Genomic DNA, 14,849 nt, shown 5'->3' with positions numbered 1-14,849 from the left:
TTATGGTGATCTGTAACCAGGACAGCCGTGGACGACCGGAAGGAAGGCGATGCGCCGCGCCCTGTTGCTCGTGCTCTGTGTCGTTCTGACCGGTTGTTCGGCCGCGTCCGAACCCGCCGAGACCGAGCCCGAAGAGACCGCCGCGACGGTGGCGGTCACCCCCGCCACGCCGAAGACCAACCCGGCGATCGGCGCGCTCTTCCTCGACGGATCGCATTTCTGTACGGCCAGCGTCGTCCACAGCGGCCCCGGAGATCTCCTGATCACCGCGGCGCACTGCCTCCACGACGGCGAAGGCGGCGAGTACGCGGCGGGGATCTCGTTCGCGCCCGGCTATCACGACGGCGTCGCGCCCTACGGCTACTGGGACGTCTCGGATCCGCAGGTGCCCGACGGCTGGGCCAGTTCGTCCGATCCGGACCTGGATGTCGGATTCGCGACCGCGCGCCAGGCTGGCACCACGAAAACCCTCGAAAGCGTCACCGGCGCCAACACCCTGCTGACCGGCGGCGGCTTCGACCACACCATCACCCTGACCGGCTACCCCGACGAACGGGAGGCCCCGGTCGTCTGTCACGGCGCCAGCGGCCAGGCCGACACCTATCAGATGCGCGTCGGCTGCCCCGGCTTCACGACCGGCACCAGCGGCGGCCCATGGATCGTCGACCCCGATCCGCAGACCGAACTCGGCACCGTCGTCGGCGTGATCGGCGGCTATCTGTACGGCGGGGACGATCCGGACACGTCCTACAGCAGCTACTTCGACACCGACGTCGCCACCTTGTACCGGAAGATGGACGCGCGGGGATGATCTCCCCATGAGCATCCACGACGTCCCGATCACCGGCGAGCCGATCCGCCTCGGCCAGTTCCTCAAGCTGGCCAACCTGGCCGAAGACGGCTCGCACGCCAAAGACCTCCTCGACGCCGAAGAGGTCACCGTAAACGGCGAGGTGGAGGTCCGGCGCGGCCGTCAGCTGACGAACGGCGACGTCGTGGAGGTCGGCGGCGAAGGCGGCCGCGTCGTCCTGGCCTGAATGCCGGCCTAGGCGGGGGAGGTCGAGCTGTCCAGCAGGACCTCCTTGCCTCGGGTCACCACCAGCCTGCCCGGCTTGATCTCGTACGTGTACGCCCCTCGGCTGGCCGTGTACCCGCCCTCGGTCCGCCGCGCCGGGATCTGCAGGTGGTATTCGTCCGTCACCGGTTTGCCCTTGCCCTGCCCGTCGTAAAAGAGTCGCCCGTCAGCCGTTTCGCAGACGGTGACGACGTGTTTGTCGGTCTGTAATCGAATCTTGAGCATGCCCTCCCCACCGGGCAGGAATCGAGCCGCTTCGGACGGGCAAGGGCTCACGTCGGGGCGGTCCTCTACGGAACGCGCCTTCCTGCCGCCACCGATGGCGGTCGCGATGAGCGGTATGACACAGAAGAGCGCCATGAGAAACACCAGGCCCAGCACCACGAAGGGCAAGACTCCGTGTTTCGGCCGGAACGACGTCGGCGAAGCAGGCCGATGCGGCGCACCCGACGTTGGCCGCGCTGCATGCGGACGTGACGGCGGCGGAGCAGTGGCGTATCCCGTCGGCGGCTCGGCATGACGGGGTGGCGGTGCCACCAGCGGCGGCTGCGGTCGCTTCGGCCGGTGCCCCCGGACGATCGTCACCGGTGAGGAGGTAGTGCTCCCCGCCTCTCGTTCGCAGCGTCTGCACGTCCTGGAGGCACCGTCGTTGATGGTGTCGCAGCCGTCGCAGGACCACTTCATGAGCGCTACTTCCCTCAATCCGGAGAACCAGGGAAACCACCGTGTCCCAGTGACCGGAAACCGACCCAATCCGGCGTCACGGGGATGTGGGAGAAGTCGAGCCTCGGGAGCGAGGGCTTCTCCGACCGGGGGCTCGCGGGAACACCGCCGTTCAGCGGCGGGAACGAGCCCGCCCAAGGGGCGTTTTCCCGCGGAGCGGCGGCGCCGGCCGTGATGGAATCCGCCAGTACGACCAGGTCGTCCCAGAGCGAGGCCGGGAAATGCAGGACGATCTCCCCCGACGGCTCGCCGTCCGGCGCCGCCCAGCGGAATCCCAGTCTCGCCCGGACCTCGTTGTCGGAGGTCGTGACGTGGCCGAGCCGGACTTCGGAACAGTTCGCGAGCGGGAGGTCCAGACCGACACCCGCCGCGTCGACGGTCACCCGCTCACGGTCCCAGCCCACCGCCACGCCCATGCCATGCAGGGTCGCCATCACAGGCTGTTCGCGATGGTGTTGATGATCTCGCCCATTTCCCACTCCTCCAGGCCCTCGCCCGCGTTGGAGGGGAAGAACAAGGTGTTGTTCCAGTCATCCGCGATCTCCGGCCAGGGGGAGACCTCCGGCGCGAACAACAACAGCCGCTTCGCCGAGTTGTCCATGACGGAACGCTGGCTCCGGGCGTGCCCCCACTGCTCGAACAGTTCATCGATCGAACCGGGGACCGACGCCGGATAGGTGGCGGCCGCCCGTTGCCGGGGCGATCCCAGCGGATGCGCCGGGGCGTCGGTGAAGAGCACGACCACGTGCCGCCGCCGGTCGAGGCCGCGTTCCCAGGGCGCCTGCACCGCGAGGGCGAGCGCCTCGAGACCGGATTCCGGGATGTCACCGCCGCCGTCGGCCTCCAGACCGTGCACGAACTTGTCGAACTCCACCGAACGTTCGGGCAGAACGAGGAAGTCCGTCTGTTCCATGGCGTCGTCGGCACAGTCGCCGAAGTCCCGGAACGCGATGACCTTCAGCCTCAGCCTGCTGATGGCCTTGCCCTTCGCCCGCATCTCCGCGATCAGCCTCTCGTGGAAGGACAAGGCACTCGCCTTCACGTCATCGAGGACGTGCGCCATGCTGGCCGTGGCATCGATGCACAGCACGATGTCGACCGCGTACTTCAGCGCCTGATGGGGGCGGCTCATGAAAATCGCCTTCTCTCTAAACGTTGATCCGCAGCCGAGACCGCTTGGTGTCCACAAAGGACTTGTCGCCGAGCGCGCGCAGCACTTGCTCCGCCGTCGGCCTGGAGCGCGGAGCGAACCCGAGCAGCGCCCGGATCAGGGACGCCGCCCCGTCGCTCAGCCTGCTGTCGAGCCGGACGTCCGCTCCGGCGTTGACCGCTTCCGCGACGGACCCGTTGGCACCGGCGAACCCTGGTGGGGCCCCGGTGAGATATCCGTGCAGCAGCAGGCCGAAGGCGAACATGTCCGCGGCGGTGGTCAGGTGTTCCGGCCGGATCGCCGGGTCGTTCTTCAGGTAGCGCAGCAGTTCCGGGGAGGCATAGCCCGCGTCTCCGCCGATCGTGTCGCGATCCGGTGGCGAACCCGAAAGGTAGGCGTCGTCGAAGTCGATGAGCTTCGCGGTGTAGAGGTCGCTACGCGGTGGCCGGTGCAAGAGCACGTTGTCCGGTTTGAGATCACCGTGCACGATGTTCTTGCGGTGCAGCAGGGCAAGACTGTCGCCGAGCGTTCCGAGCAGCACGATCTTCTGCTGCGCCGAAAGTGCTTCCGGCGAGGGCATCGGCACCGGTTTCATCCGGGCCGTCACCTTGTAGTACGTGGTCCCCACGCAGAAGAAGTCGAGTGCCGTGACCAGGTTCCCGGCGTAAGGATCGGTCGGGTCGAGCTGGTTGATCACCGCCCAGTGCCTGCGCTCGAACTCCTCGCACTGCTCCCGGCGGAGCCGTTTGGACTCTTCATCGCCCATCGAGTACGGCCCTGGCCGTTTCGGATCGAGGAACTCCTTGACGAAGTACTCGTGCCCGTCCCGTTCCGCGAAGGCCCAGAGGCACTTTCCGGCTCCTTCGTTGGTCGGCTTGGTGACGACCAGATAGCCGTTCAGGCTGTCTCCTCGCTTCATCGGCCTTCCTCCTTGACCGGCATCCGTCGTTCGTAACCGGACCGATAGCGCTCCCAGGAACCCTTGCGGGCGGCGACGAACCCCTCCCGATCCGTCCCCGACTCCGCCGCCCGCAACGGCTCCCAGAACTCGGCCCGAACCTGGCCGAGTCGCGCGGCATAGCGGCCGCGCAGGTCTTCGAAGTCACGGAAACCGAACGCCACCAAGGAAAGCGAAGCGTCGTCTCCCGTGTAGGAGCAGACCGTCTCGATGAGATTGGCCGCCCAGTGATCGAGGTCCACCGCGGTGCTCAACGACCTCAGCAGGAAGTACTCGAAGTCGGCCGGACCGCGCACGTAGCCGAAGAAGCCATCCGTCGCGCAGAGCAGCACGCAAGGTGCCGGCGCGTCGCCGTGCGCGGAGTTGATCACGAACTGCCTGTCCGCGGAGACCAGGTTGGTCATCGGCGGGTCTTCGACGAGCAGGGTCAGCGCGTCGGCAGAGTCGGCGTCGTCGAGCGACAATTGCTGCAGCCCGGACTCTTCGAGGAGGTAGCAGCGCGAGTCCCCGGCCCAGAAGACCTGCCAACGGACGGCACCGTCACCGACCTCGTAACGCAGCGACGCCAGGGTCGTCGGCAGGGTCCGCCGCATGCTGCCGCCCAGCTTGCCGGGATTCCCGATGGCCATCTGACCGAGCCGGAGGTCGAGCAGGCCCTTGAGGCCGAGGGCGTCGGGGGCCGCGTTGTCGTCGGCGACACGCACGTACCACTCTTCCGTCGCCGCCCGTGCCGTCCGGGAGCCGACCCAGGCGCCGGTCCGTTCACGGCCGTCCGGCGTCAGTCCGGCACTCCCCGAACCCGCTCCGCCGGCGCCGTCGAAGACCGCGATGAGGCCTTCGGCGAGGTGCTTTCGATGAATCAGCAGGGGTTCCGCGTCCTCCCCCGCCTCCGCCTTCCGTTCGGTCCAGACACCCAGTGCCTGGAGCCCCCGCGCCTGCCACCGCCAAGACGCGGTGCCCGAACTCTCGACCGCGACTATCTCCACGTTCGCCCCCTCAGGCGTCCGGATCGGATCGTTCCGGCCCCGTGCCACGGACCCGGTTCACCGGCTTCTCCTGCGCTTCGGGAGCCGGGTCGGCGGCGGGAGCGAGGGAACCCGTCACGCGTGACTTGCGTTTCTTCGGGCGCTCCTCGACCGGCTCACCGATCAGCTTGGCCGTCAGCTTCTTCCGTTCCGCCCGGAACGCGAACGGTTCGGCGCCTTCGCTGGGTTCGAGGGCCTTCATCGTCTTCAGCATCAGCTCGGCTTCGTCGGCTCTCGCGGTCGCTTCGAACTCCAGCAACTGCGAAGGATCCCCACCGCGTTTGGCGAGCCACTGGGCGTACATCGCGTCGCGGCCGCCGCGCACGACATCGGCCATCGGCTCACGTCGCATCCGGTCCATCCTGATCGCGCGGCTCGTGTCGTGGTACTCCGCGCTGCTCTGCTCGACAGCGCCGCCGACGTGGAGCTCGACGAGGTAGCCACCCAGGTAGACGGCGGAGTCTCCGGTGAATTCCGCCAACCGCGCGGTCAGCGCGGCCTCGGCCTGGTTGAACTCCGAGATGTCGTATTCGCGGGCGACCTGCCGCATCAGCCTGGCCATCGAGAGCCTGAGCGATTCGGTCATGTCCGGCAGCCGTCGTCTCGCGATCTCCACGGGGTTGTGCACCCGGCAGGTGAAGCTGACGGTCGCGGCGAACTGGAACGAGGGATCCGCGCTGGGCACCCGTTCTTCCAGCTGGAGCGCGTAGTTGCGGAGGTCGATGAGGTACGACCGGCGGTACTTGCCGAGCCGGGCTTCGGGAACGAGATCACCGGCCTCGATCACGAGAGGCTGCCCTTCTCCCGGTTCCAGTACGAGACTGGTTCCGAGCCGCGGCGCGGTGATCGTGCTGAAGACCCGGAACCGGGGCAGTTCGCGGAATTCGAGAATCGGGTTGTAGGTCACGTGGGGCATGAAGGCTCCGTTCAAGCGGATACGGCCAGCTCGCGCAGGATTTCGGCGGCCGAAGCGGAGGAATTCCCGTCGGCGTCCGCCCACAGTTCGAGGTGGTATTCGAGGCGCTCACAGTCCAGGTCGCTGAGCTCGGCGACGGTGAGAATCTGGTCACGGACGACCTTGAAGACACTCGGATCGCGATCGGCCAGCCTCAGCCACTCGCGCAACGCGTCCAGCGCCATCGGCCGGACCTGGGCGTTCGCCAGCGCCCGCGCCCAAAGTTCGGCGAGCTCCCCCGGTGCGTTCACCGCGTTCGCGAGCAACGTCGGCAACCCCGGCCGCCGGACCGGGACCACCGTCGTCTCCGGTTCGGCACGGCTCGCCGAGCTCCTGGCGGCGAAGGTGAACGCCACCAGTCCCTTCTCCACCAGCGCGCTCTCGTCCTGCCGATCGGTCCAGGCGAGCAGCGCCCGGAGAACCTCCGTGAAGGAACCACCGTCGAGGAGGTGCAGGACCCCGACGGCGATGACCTCCAAGGCATCCCAGTCGTCGTCCTCGGCCAGACACTTCAGCAGCCTCAGCGCCCTGCTGGGGTTGTCCAAGCCCCAGGGGCCGCCTGCCACCAGCCCCGCCGTCGCGGCCATACGCCGTTCGTAACCGTTCTCCGGCGCTTCGGCCCAGTCGCGCAACAAGGTCCAGACGGCGTCGGTGTGCTCGGACAGCGAGCCGATGACGCTCAACGCCAGGGCGATGCTCTGCTGGAGCTGGACGGCTTTGCTTCGCGCCCACGGCCTGAGATAGCGGTGCATCGCGTGCTGGAGATCGCCTGACGCGATGATGCCGACCGCCGTTCCCGCCCGTGCCCGCACTTCGACGTCCGGATGTCCGCACAGGTTCTTCAACCAGGCCAGCAGAACCGGCCGGTACATGTCGTAGCCGTACCAGATGTGGGTGAGCACCACGGGCTGCAGGCGCGGGTTGCGGAACTTCACCAGCTCCACGGTCCCCGGCCCGTCGCCGACGTCGAGCCTGATCCAGGGGTGGTCCTTCCGCAGCGTGCCCCGGAAGTGCATCGGTTCCTCGTCGGGCGCGTCGGGAAGCCTGGTGAACAGTTGCGCCGCGGCGTCGGAAAGCGTGAGGTAACTGCTTCCCTCGAGAACCGCGACCGCGAACACGAACGCGAGGTGATCGTGCCTCTTGTGTTCGGCGAACCACTCCCGGACGAGTTCGCCGGGCCGGTCGAGTCTCGCGACCGCGTCGCGCAGATCGCCACCGTCGCCGACGACCCTGATGACCTCGGTGGCGAACTCGACGGCGAACCCCGGCCTCGGCCGGGCCTCCAGCAACGGCCTGGCACCCGCCTCGGTCAGCTGCCGTTTGATCGTCTCCCGGTCGAACAGACCCGTCCGGCTCAACCGTTCCGTGACCACGTCGAAGGAATACGGCGCCGCGAGGTTCTCGACCGCGAAGTCCGCACGCCAAGGGGCCTGGGCAGGCTCATCGCCGAGAGGTTCGGTGAGCACCACCAGGTAGGCGCCTGCCTCCTCCAGTCCCTTGGAGACGGCGTCGAACCACGTCTCACTGAGCAGCTTCGACGAGGCGTCGTCCCGCGGGACGAGGTATCCGGCCGCGTCGTGCGGCGGCACCCAGGTGCGGTCCCCCAGCACCTCCAGCGCGTCCAGCTTGTACAAGACCGGCTCGTCGACACCGAGCGCCCGCCGCAGCAGCTCCAGGGCCGCCGTGCGCTGCCCGAGCCCTTCGGCTGCGGCGAGGGTGACGACGTGCTTCCGGGCGAGCACCCGCATCGCCCGGCTGAACCCCGCCGGTTCGACGAACGCCGCCGTGTACTCGACGATCTCGGTGCCGTCGATCGGCACGAGAGTCGCGCCGGAGCCCCGCTTCCGGCTCTCCCCGCCACCCCCGATGACGAAGTCACGGCTCGCGTGCACCTCGCTGGCGAAGTAGTTGATCGTCGTGACGTTCCGTTCGAGCCAGTTCCGGTGGATCGCCTGCGAACGGTCGCTGTCCTCCCAGTCCGGGCCTTCGCTCTTCAGGGCTTGGAGAGCTTCTTCCTTGGTCCGCGAAGGCCCGGAGTCGTTCTCCGCCTCCGGAATCTCGCCGTACCCACCGGTGTCGGACGGCTGGTCCTCGCCGCTCTCTGTCGTTTCCATGGTGTTTTCCGCGGCTCAATCGTTGTTGATGACGAAGTCGCGATGGGCGGTGACCGGGCCCGCGAACAACGTGTTGGCGGTCATCCCCGAGGTCTTCGGCCCGGCTGTCTTCTTCTCCGGAGCCGGGCTCTCCGGGAGCCGGGTGAAACCGGGAACCCGGACCCAGGCGGGTTTGCCGATCCTCGCGACGGTGATCTCGTGATAGTGCGCCGCACCGGTCTCGTCGGGACGATGGCGGATGAAGTCGTGGAAGAGCCGGTCCGAAGCGATGACCACGCACTGGGCCCGCTGGACCTCGCGGAAGCGTTCCTTCAGCTCGTCCGCGTCAAGCAGGCGGAACGCCGAGTTGAGCGCGTCGCCGCCGTAGCCGTGTCGATCACGGTGGACCTCGCCCGCATGCAGCGCGATCCTGAGCCGCAGCCACTCCGAGAGCGCATTGGACCGGTTGTGTTCCTCCAGCAACCTGACGAGGTGCCCGACGAACGTCCCGGCCAGGTGGACCTTGGGAACCGCGGAGTCGACGAGGACCATGACGCCGTCGCCTCGATCTTCCCTGACCTGGTGGTGCTCGCTCACCCCCGCCCGTTCGAAAGCCTCGTCGAGGATCTCGTAGAGCGCCTTTCTGGCTTCCATCTGAGCCGGTTCGAGCAGCTTCGTCGAGCCCTCTACGTCGACGAGCACGATGGATCGATACTCGGTGACCGGCGGCACCGACTGGTTCATGAAGACCAACTTCTCTGACTCCACTCGCACGATTTCTCCGGCAACTGGCGGCAAGTTTCGAAGGCCGAAGCCCTCGATACAAGGACAGAATCAGGACAACAGGCTGACGTATCCCAAGAAAGTGACAAAAAGTGGACAGAACCGTGCCGCCGGGCCCGGTGCGGCCGACCCCCCTCGAGCCCGCCGCCCCCGGTCCCCCTCAGCCGAACAGAACACTCACCAGCACGAACAACAGATGCGGCTCCATCGAAACGGTCACCTCCTCTCCGTTTCACCGGTCAAGGCCGGACGGTCAACCGAGAGAAACGCCGATGAGAAGTCCGACGAAGAGCGAAAACGCACACAACTTGAACATCAGATTCGCGTCGCACATGACTTTCACCGATTCACCTCTCGGAAGAGTCAGAGATCCGAAGTATTCGATTCGCGCCCCTCGTCGAATCACCGGATCAACTCAATGAGAAGAATTTATGACGGCACGAAGAAACGTTCCACATCAGATGATGCGGAACGGAGAATTCATGAACCTGACTGGATGAGCGAACGCAGCCTGTCCGTTTCGATGGCCATCCGGCCCCTGCCGGTACGAAGCGCGCCGGCGTCGCGGAGATCTTCCAGGATCCGGGTCACCGAGGGCAGCGACGCCGGCACCATGTCGGCGAGTTCCTGCTGGGTGAGCGCGATCGGCACGCACGAGCGGGTGACTTCGGAACGAGCGTCTTCGGCGATCGAGAGCAGGCAGAGAATGGTGCGCTTGCGGACATCGAGCCGGTACTGCTGGCGCTGATCGTCACTGTCCCTCAGCCGGGCGACGGCGGTCCGGAGCACGGTCCAGGTGATGCCGGGCCGCGCGTGACACAGCTCCACGAATCGGGCGGCCGGGAGCACGAGGAACACCGAGGCGGACAACGTCCGCACCGTCGCCGAGGCGGGCGATCCATCCACGGCCGACATCTCACCGATGAGCTGCCCTGGCCTCCGCCTGGCCAGGATGGTGCGAATACCGCCCTCGTCCTGGCGGAAGACCTCCGCCAGACCGGTGCACAAGAGGTGGACGGTGGACGAGTGCCTGCCCTGCCTGCAGATCTCGACCCCGCGCGATACCGACCTGCGTGTCCCGGCGTCGCTCATCGCTCGCCGGTCATCCAGCGACAGGGTCTCCCAGAAGGCGCCCGGTTCGCTCTCCGGTACCGGATCCCGCCAGGTCAGGCCGTCGTTCACGGCATGGTCCATTGAACGCCGTACCCGAACCCCGGCACCAGGTCGCGGAACACGACATGGAGCTCGCCCGCCTTGTCGGGCAGCAAGACGTCACCCTCGGGGGCCTTCTCGTCGAGGTCACGATGGAAGACCTCTTCGACTCGCCAGATCCGCTGAGGCGGATCGACGAGCCCGAACCGGACCCGGAGATCGAAGAGGCGGCACCGCCGGGGCGACGTGTACACGTAGTGCTCGCGCATCGCCTGGCCTTCGGGGATCCGGTACCTCATCCCGTACTCGTGCCGTTCCCCTGCCCGGAGCGGCTTCGGCAAGGTGAGAACGAACTCGAAACGACTGCCTGCCGGGCGCCTCCGGCAAAGGAGGGTCCCGCCGAAAAGGACTTCCGCCGCCAGGTCCCGGTCTCTGCTCTTCTCGGCGGACACCGTCGGCAGGCTGAGCGCGACGACGATCTGGTCGAGGTCGTCGCGCTCGGCGACGATCGTGCGCCTCTCCAGCGCTTCCGGGGCGCCGCGATCCAGCATCAGGACCGCGCTGAAATGCTCGACGTGGAAGTCGCCGTGATCGTTCTCCGGCTGCGGAGGTGGCGCGCTGAGACAACGGGCCGCCACCTCCGCGAGCTGGGCGATGCCGTCGTCCATCCGGCGACGGACGGTCCGCTCGTCCCGCCCGATCTGCTGGGCGAGCCAGGTGATCCGCCCGGTCAGGAACTGGTGCCGGGCACCGGGATGGAGCGCGACCGCCGCCGAGGCGGCCACCCGCAGGTCAGCGGGCAACGAGGCCGCCACATCGCCGAGGTGCCGCAGGAGCTTCTCTCTGACCTCCGGCACCTGGTCGTCCGCCTGGACGTGGCAAAGCTCGCGCAGGGTGGGCCCGATCCGCCGGGTGATCTCAGCGGAGAAGATCCCCCGTCCTTTGCGCAGAGCCCGCAATTCGGCAAGCAGGCCGGTGTAGTCGGCCGCCATGGTTCCCCCTCTGGCACCGTCTCCTCGAACCAGCAATCAAACCAGAGAAGACACACCGAACGGGACCGCGTATTCGCTGTCACATCGGCTGGCTCCGGCAGGCGGACGACAGGATCACCCGGTCAGCCCAACAGGGAAAGATCGAGCATCTCTCGTGCTCACCGGCCGGTCAGACCCGGCAACCTGAGCGCCTTCGCGAGCTCCTCCAGTTCGTGGTGCACCGGCTCGTTCAGCGGGACCCCCAGCGCCTGGCACTGTTCGAGGTACTGCGCCTCGCGCCAGCCGGGGTAGCGGACCGGGTTCCCGCGCTCCCAGCCGAGCAGGCTGCCGAACAACGCGCTCGCGGCCTTGTAGAAACCGTCGGCGCTGCGCAGCGTCGTCGGGGCGATCGCCATCACCATGAGACCGGTGTCGTGATCGTGGTCGCCGACGCCCGACAGCACCCCGGCGAAGATCTCGACCAGCAGCGCGAAGCCGGCGACGGCGGTGCTGTCGACGTCCGCCAGCGTGTCCATGTCGAGGACGAATTCGGGGTACGCCCCGGCGGGGGCGGCCATGCCGAGCGGGTTCGCGGCCGTCCCGCGTTCCCCGCCCGCCGCCATGACGAGCCCGATCATGGTGTGCGGCAACGCCCTCGCCGCGTGGTGCCCGGCGCGGCCGAACGGCCCGACGCCGCGGACCGACATCAGCCCGACGCCGTACCGGCCCGCACGGGTCACCGCCCGGTCCATCGCGTCGCCGACGGCCCACAGCCCCGGCGCGCGGCGGTAGTCGATCAGGGCGGCGGCGCCGCGGTCGGCGATCATCAGCGGTTCGGCCCTCGGCCGGACCAGGCCGTCGACCAGCATCGGCAGATGCAGCCGGGTCAGTTCGGCGACCCCCGATTCCGGGGTCCCGGTGAGGTCGCCGTGGCACAGCGCCTCGGCGGCCATCCTGGCACGGGACCACGGCAGGTCGTGCGCGGTGAAGATTTCGGTGACGAGGTCGATCAGGGCGTCGATCGGGACGCGCTGCCAGACCTGTTCCGGGATCGGGGAGGACTCGGCCGGTTCGAGGATCGGCTCGGCGGGCGCACGGCGAAGAGAGCGGGGTCTGAGGGGCACCCCGCCGAGGGTGCCTTCGCACGTTTTTCGGCGTCAACGGACCGGGGCAGCTTCTAACCGACTGTGTGATCGACGCACCCGGAAACGTCGGTGGGCGGACGTACCATCGGGGCATGTGCCGGAACATCACCACGCTTCGAGGCCTGGAGCCGGCGGCGACGCCGGACGAGATCGAGGCCGCCGCCCGCCAATACGTCCGCAAGGTGTCCGGGGTGCAGAGCCTCTCCGACGCCACGCGTGAGCCGTTCGAGGCCGCCGTCGCCGAGATCACCGAGATCACCCGGCGGCTGCTGACCGAACTGCCCGCCCGCCGTCAGCCGCCGACGACGGTGCCGCCGTTGCGCCGTCCCGAGGTCCAGGCGCGAATCGCCGCGAAGAGTCAAGCGTCCTGAACCAAGTACCGGCGGTTACGGTGAGCCGGTGACATATCCGCAAGACCCGTACGGTCAGCAGCAGCCCTACGGTCACCAGCCTCCGTATGGGCAGCAACCTCCGTACGGGCAGCCGTACCAGCAGCCGGGCTACGGCTACGGCCCCGCGATGCCGCCGCAGGAGCAGGGCCTGGCGATCGCCGCACTGGTCGTGTCGATCGCCAGCCTGGTCGTGTGCACCGGGCTGCTGTCGGTCATCGGCGTGATCATGGGGCATATCGCGCATTCCAAGGCCAAACGCGGCGAAGCCGGTGGCCAGGGCATGGCGCTCGCGGCGATCATCATCGGCTACATCGGCGTCGCGATCGTCTTCGGCCTCACGCTGTTGTTGGTCATCGTCGGCATCGCCACCGACTGGGACTTCGACTAGATCCGAAGCGTTCCGGCAAAGGGCCGTCGGATACCCTCGATAGCGGTAGCGTGTCCGAGCGGCCGAAGGAACATGTCTTGAAAACATGCGAGGGCTCTGTCCTCCGTGGGTTCGAATCCCACCGCTACCGCCAGTCTTGAAAACGAAGCTCCCCAGGCCGGTTCGACCTGGGGAGCTTTCGTATCAAGCGGGCACGAGGGCCCAGACGGTCTCATCGCTACGGCCGCCCACGAACGGACGTTGCTCCAGGATCGAAGCCGTGCCGTTGTTGACCTGCCGCACCGCCAGCGAACTCGCCCGGTTCACCAGCCCGTAGCGCATATCGGCGCTCCGGAGCAGCTTCCACTGCTGGTTGGTGGCCGATCCGCAGTGCGTCTGCTCGAGCAGGGCTCCGTCCGCCGTGCTGCCGGCGACCGGCCGCACGCACTGACCGCTCCGCTCGTTGACGATCTTCCAATACCCGCCGCCCGCGTCGGTGAGCTTCCACTTCTGGCCGTTGTCGTCCTGCCTGGCGACGTTGGTGATCTTCGCTCCGGCGGACGACGAGCCGTCGACCACGGCCGCGCTGTTGCCGTTGGTGGCCACGGACAAGTAGTACTTCTTGCCCGCCTGCGGACCGGGGTCGGCGATGGGGTTCAGGGTCCACTGCTGGTTGGCCGCGCCGGTGTAGGGCTGCTGGACGAGCGGCGCCGGGTACGCGCCGCCGTCGGTGATCGCGAAGCCCGTCAGGTAGTTGAAGATCGCCACCTTGCCGTTGCCGAGCGGCTGGAACGCCCACCGCATGCCGTTCTGGCCGTTGCAGTTGTACTGCAGGATCTCCGTGCCGGGCGCCGTCCCGCTCTGGGCGCTGTCGGCGCACAGCTGACTGTTGGCGTTGACCAGCTGCAGACCGGTGTTGTAGCCCAGGATCCACTTCTGGCTCGTAGCGTCGGTCCGGGTCCGCTGGCTGAGTTTGGTGAGGCCGCCGGTCGAGGAACCGATGACGTCGATGGCGTTGCCGCTCGCCCCGGTGATGACGTAGGTCTTACCGCCCTGCGCGTGGCCGTCGTCGTTGTCGGGGGTGTCCTTCTTGATCAGGAAGGCGCTGTTGGCGACGTTCCAGTGGGTGGCGAGCCAGCTGCCGGGGACGGGGTTCGTGCTGAAGTAGTCGTCGTTGCCGCAGTCCAGCAGCCGATCGGCGTCGCGCTGCGGGCAGTCGAAGGACTGGGTGTCGCCGTAACACATCAGGTCCCATTCCTGGGAGCAGTGCCCGCCGCCCTGGTAGTGCGGTGCCCCCGGCAGGACCGCGCCGAGCATGTGGCCCAGTTCGTGGCCCGCGGCGTTGACCCCCCAGCAGGGGACGGCGATCTCGGTGTAGTGCCTGCCGTTGTTGAAGGCGTTGGCGGGACCGGGCTGGTCGTCGTTGTCGCCCCAGGTGCCCGCACAGGTGAGCGGGTTGTCGGAGAACAGGATGTAGTCGCGGTCGGCGTTGTAGAAGCCGGCTTGGATGGCGCGGTCGCGGATCGCGCCGGACTGGTAGGTGCCGTCGGGCACCACGAGGTTGGCGACGGCCACCTGACAGCCCGCGCCGGCGGTCGTCACGTAGCGGATGTGCCTGCTGCCGCCCGTCACGGCGGCACTGTCGTTGAAGCCGTCGTCCATCCCGGACGCGTAGGCGCGCAGGGACGGGGCGACGGTCGAGTACCGGTCGGGCTGACCGGCCTCACGGACGTAGACGAGCTCGACACGTTTGCCCGAGACCCCGTCCCCCTCGCAGACCACCGGGTTGGCGGCGATCTGCGCCTGGGCGACGGAGGCGGCGAGCGGGGGCACCGGGGTCGCGCCGGGCGGCAACGGCCGGCTGTGGTCTCTGGCGACGGAAACTGCGGAATCATCGGAGGCGGCGGCTCCGGCCGTCTCACCCGCGAGCAAACCGCAGATGAGACCGACGGTCACCAGCACGCCGGTGTAGCGCCGTTTTGCTTTGGACAAGTGCTCTTCCTTTCGCAATGGAGGACGCGATAAGAAGGCTAGAGATCGGATGTATAGACCACCAGGCA

16 protein-coding genes and 1 tRNA gene are annotated in these 14,849 nt (G+C 67.8%); 5 read left to right on the top strand and 12 right to left on the bottom strand.

The annotated features are described in order from the left end of the window. Window positions 1–49 precede the first annotated feature (49 nt). Together AMYAL_RS0119285 and AMYAL_RS0119280 are read left to right on the top strand one after the other, a co-directional pair. A complete protein-coding gene (locus AMYAL_RS0119285) occupies window positions 50–811 on the top strand; it encodes a trypsin-like serine peptidase (RefSeq protein WP_020632943.1) in 762 nt (253 codons plus the stop codon). A 7-nt stretch (window positions 812–818) separates the two neighbouring features. Next, complete coding sequence (locus tag AMYAL_RS0119280; protein ID WP_005149665.1) at window positions 819–1,037, top strand: RNA-binding S4 domain-containing protein; 219 nt, start codon at window positions 819–821, stop codon at window positions 1,035–1,037. A gap of 8 nt (window positions 1,038–1,045) precedes the next feature. Here AMYAL_RS0119280 and AMYAL_RS50345 read toward each other — a convergent pair whose 3' ends face one another. The 11 genes from AMYAL_RS50345 to AMYAL_RS0119220 all read right to left on the bottom strand — a co-directional run bounded on the left by AMYAL_RS50345 (window position 1,046) and on the right by AMYAL_RS0119220 (window position 12,009). Then, window positions 1,046–1,300 carry a hypothetical protein gene (locus AMYAL_RS50345; RefSeq protein WP_245192960.1) on the bottom strand — a complete coding sequence of 85 codons (255 nt, stop codon included), beginning with the start codon at window positions 1,298–1,300 and terminating at the stop codon, window positions 1,046–1,048. Between the two features lie 473 nt (window positions 1,301–1,773). Beyond that, a complete protein-coding gene (locus tag AMYAL_RS0119270; RefSeq protein WP_245192958.1) occupies window positions 1,774–2,214 on the bottom strand; it encodes a hypothetical protein in 441 nt (146 codons plus the stop codon). 17 nt (window positions 2,215–2,231) lie between these two features. After that, window positions 2,232–2,930, bottom strand: a complete 699-nt coding sequence (locus tag AMYAL_RS0119265; RefSeq protein ID WP_020632940.1) for a vWA domain-containing protein — start codon at window positions 2,928–2,930, stop codon at window positions 2,232–2,234. A gap of 16 nt (window positions 2,931–2,946) precedes the next feature. Then, window positions 2,947–3,867 (bottom strand): protein kinase domain-containing protein, encoded by a 921-nt coding sequence (locus AMYAL_RS0119260; protein ID WP_020632939.1) that lies wholly within the window; start codon window positions 3,865–3,867, stop codon window positions 2,947–2,949. After that, window positions 3,864–4,892 carry a serine/threonine protein phosphatase gene (locus tag AMYAL_RS0119255; protein ID WP_245192955.1) on the bottom strand — a complete coding sequence of 343 codons (1,029 nt, stop codon included), beginning with the start codon at window positions 4,890–4,892 and terminating at the stop codon, window positions 3,864–3,866. The genes AMYAL_RS0119260 and AMYAL_RS0119255 overlap by 4 nt, the downstream gene beginning before the upstream one ends. A gap of 10 nt (window positions 4,893–4,902) precedes the next feature. After that, window positions 4,903–5,847 carry a hypothetical protein gene (locus AMYAL_RS0119250; protein ID WP_245192954.1) on the bottom strand — a complete coding sequence of 315 codons (945 nt, stop codon included), beginning with the start codon at window positions 5,845–5,847 and terminating at the stop codon, window positions 4,903–4,905. A gap of 11 nt (window positions 5,848–5,858) precedes the next feature. After that, the gene (locus AMYAL_RS0119245) at window positions 5,859–8,000 is read right to left on the bottom strand and encodes a hypothetical protein (protein ID WP_020632936.1); all 2,142 of its coding nucleotides are present in this window, start codon (window positions 7,998–8,000) and stop codon (window positions 5,859–5,861) included. Between the two features lie 15 nt (window positions 8,001–8,015). Beyond that, the gene (locus tag AMYAL_RS0119240; RefSeq protein ID WP_039795596.1) at window positions 8,016–8,723 is read right to left on the bottom strand and encodes a nucleotidyl cyclase domain-containing protein; all 708 of its coding nucleotides are present in this window, start codon (window positions 8,721–8,723) and stop codon (window positions 8,016–8,018) included. A 519-nt stretch (window positions 8,724–9,242) separates the two neighbouring features. Next, a complete protein-coding gene (locus tag AMYAL_RS47800) occupies window positions 9,243–9,944 on the bottom strand; it encodes a Crp/Fnr family transcriptional regulator (RefSeq protein ID WP_020632934.1) in 702 nt (233 codons plus the stop codon). Further along, the gene (locus tag AMYAL_RS0119225) at window positions 9,941–10,906 is read right to left on the bottom strand and encodes a hypothetical protein (RefSeq protein WP_020632933.1); all 966 of its coding nucleotides are present in this window, start codon (window positions 10,904–10,906) and stop codon (window positions 9,941–9,943) included. Before AMYAL_RS0119225 ends, AMYAL_RS47800 begins: the two co-directional genes overlap by 4 nt. Window positions 10,907–11,064: 158 nt before the next feature. Beyond that, window positions 11,065–12,009, bottom strand: coding sequence for an Ldh family oxidoreductase (locus AMYAL_RS0119220; protein WP_020632932.1), 945 nt, complete (start codon window positions 12,007–12,009; stop codon window positions 11,065–11,067). A gap of 113 nt (window positions 12,010–12,122) precedes the next feature. Here AMYAL_RS0119220 and AMYAL_RS0119215 point away from each other — a divergent pair, with 113 nt between their 5' ends. From AMYAL_RS0119215 to AMYAL_RS0119205, 3 genes are all read left to right on the top strand, one after another. Further along, window positions 12,123–12,401, top strand: coding sequence for a DUF2277 domain-containing protein (locus AMYAL_RS0119215; protein WP_020632931.1), 279 nt, complete (start codon window positions 12,123–12,125; stop codon window positions 12,399–12,401). A gap of 28 nt (window positions 12,402–12,429) precedes the next feature. Beyond that, window positions 12,430–12,810: a DUF4190 domain-containing protein gene (locus AMYAL_RS0119210; RefSeq protein WP_020632930.1), complete on the top strand. Its 381-nt coding sequence runs from the start codon at window positions 12,430–12,432 to the stop codon at window positions 12,808–12,810. 44 nt (window positions 12,811–12,854) lie between these two features. Continuing rightward, a tRNA-Ser gene (locus AMYAL_RS0119205) sits at window positions 12,855–12,943 on the top strand. A 50-nt stretch (window positions 12,944–12,993) separates the two neighbouring features. Here AMYAL_RS0119205 and AMYAL_RS0119200 read toward each other — a convergent pair. Next, on the bottom strand, window positions 12,994–14,781 hold the full coding sequence (locus AMYAL_RS0119200; RefSeq protein ID WP_026467235.1) for an RICIN domain-containing protein: 1,788 nt from the start codon (window positions 14,779–14,781) through the stop codon (window positions 12,994–12,996). Between the last annotated feature and the right edge of the window lie 68 nt (window positions 14,782–14,849).

The organism is Amycolatopsis alba DSM 44262, assembly GCF_000384215.1.
In the GTDB taxonomy this organism is placed as follows: domain Bacteria; phylum Actinomycetota; class Actinomycetes; order Mycobacteriales; family Pseudonocardiaceae; genus Amycolatopsis; species Amycolatopsis alba.
The sequence above is the reverse complement of the archived record's forward strand: the minus strand, read 5'-3'. Positions and strand labels throughout refer to the sequence as shown.

Coding starts and splice junctions, on each gene's coding strand:
- AMYAL_RS0119240 (WP_039795596.1), bottom strand. CDS start 8,723: ATGAACCAGTCGGTGCCGCCGGTCACCGAGTATCGATCCATCGTGCTC.
- AMYAL_RS0119250 (WP_245192954.1), bottom strand. CDS start 5,847: ATGCCCCACGTGACCTACAACCCGATTCTCGAATTCCGCGAACTGCCC.
- AMYAL_RS0119260 (WP_020632939.1), bottom strand. CDS start 3,867: ATGAAGCGAGGAGACAGCCTGAACGGCTATCTGGTCGTCACCAAGCCG.
- AMYAL_RS0119265 (WP_020632940.1), bottom strand. CDS start 2,930: ATGAGCCGCCCCCATCAGGCGCTGAAGTACGCGGTCGACATCGTGCTG.
- AMYAL_RS50345 (WP_245192960.1), bottom strand. CDS start 1,300: ATGCTCAAGATTCGATTACAGACCGACAAACACGTCGTCACCGTCTGC.
- AMYAL_RS0119215 (WP_020632931.1), top strand. CDS start 12,123: ATGTGCCGGAACATCACCACGCTTCGAGGCCTGGAGCCGGCGGCGACG.
- AMYAL_RS0119270 (WP_245192958.1), bottom strand. CDS start 2,214: ATGGGCGTGGCGGTGGGCTGGGACCGTGAGCGGGTGACCGTCGACGCG.
- AMYAL_RS0119285 (WP_020632943.1), top strand. CDS start 50: ATGCGCCGCGCCCTGTTGCTCGTGCTCTGTGTCGTTCTGACCGGTTGT.
- AMYAL_RS0119225 (WP_020632933.1), bottom strand. CDS start 10,906: ATGGCGGCCGACTACACCGGCCTGCTTGCCGAATTGCGGGCTCTGCGC.
- AMYAL_RS0119280 (WP_005149665.1), top strand. CDS start 819: ATGAGCATCCACGACGTCCCGATCACCGGCGAGCCGATCCGCCTCGGC.
- AMYAL_RS0119245 (WP_020632936.1), bottom strand. CDS start 8,000: ATGGAAACGACAGAGAGCGGCGAGGACCAGCCGTCCGACACCGGTGGG.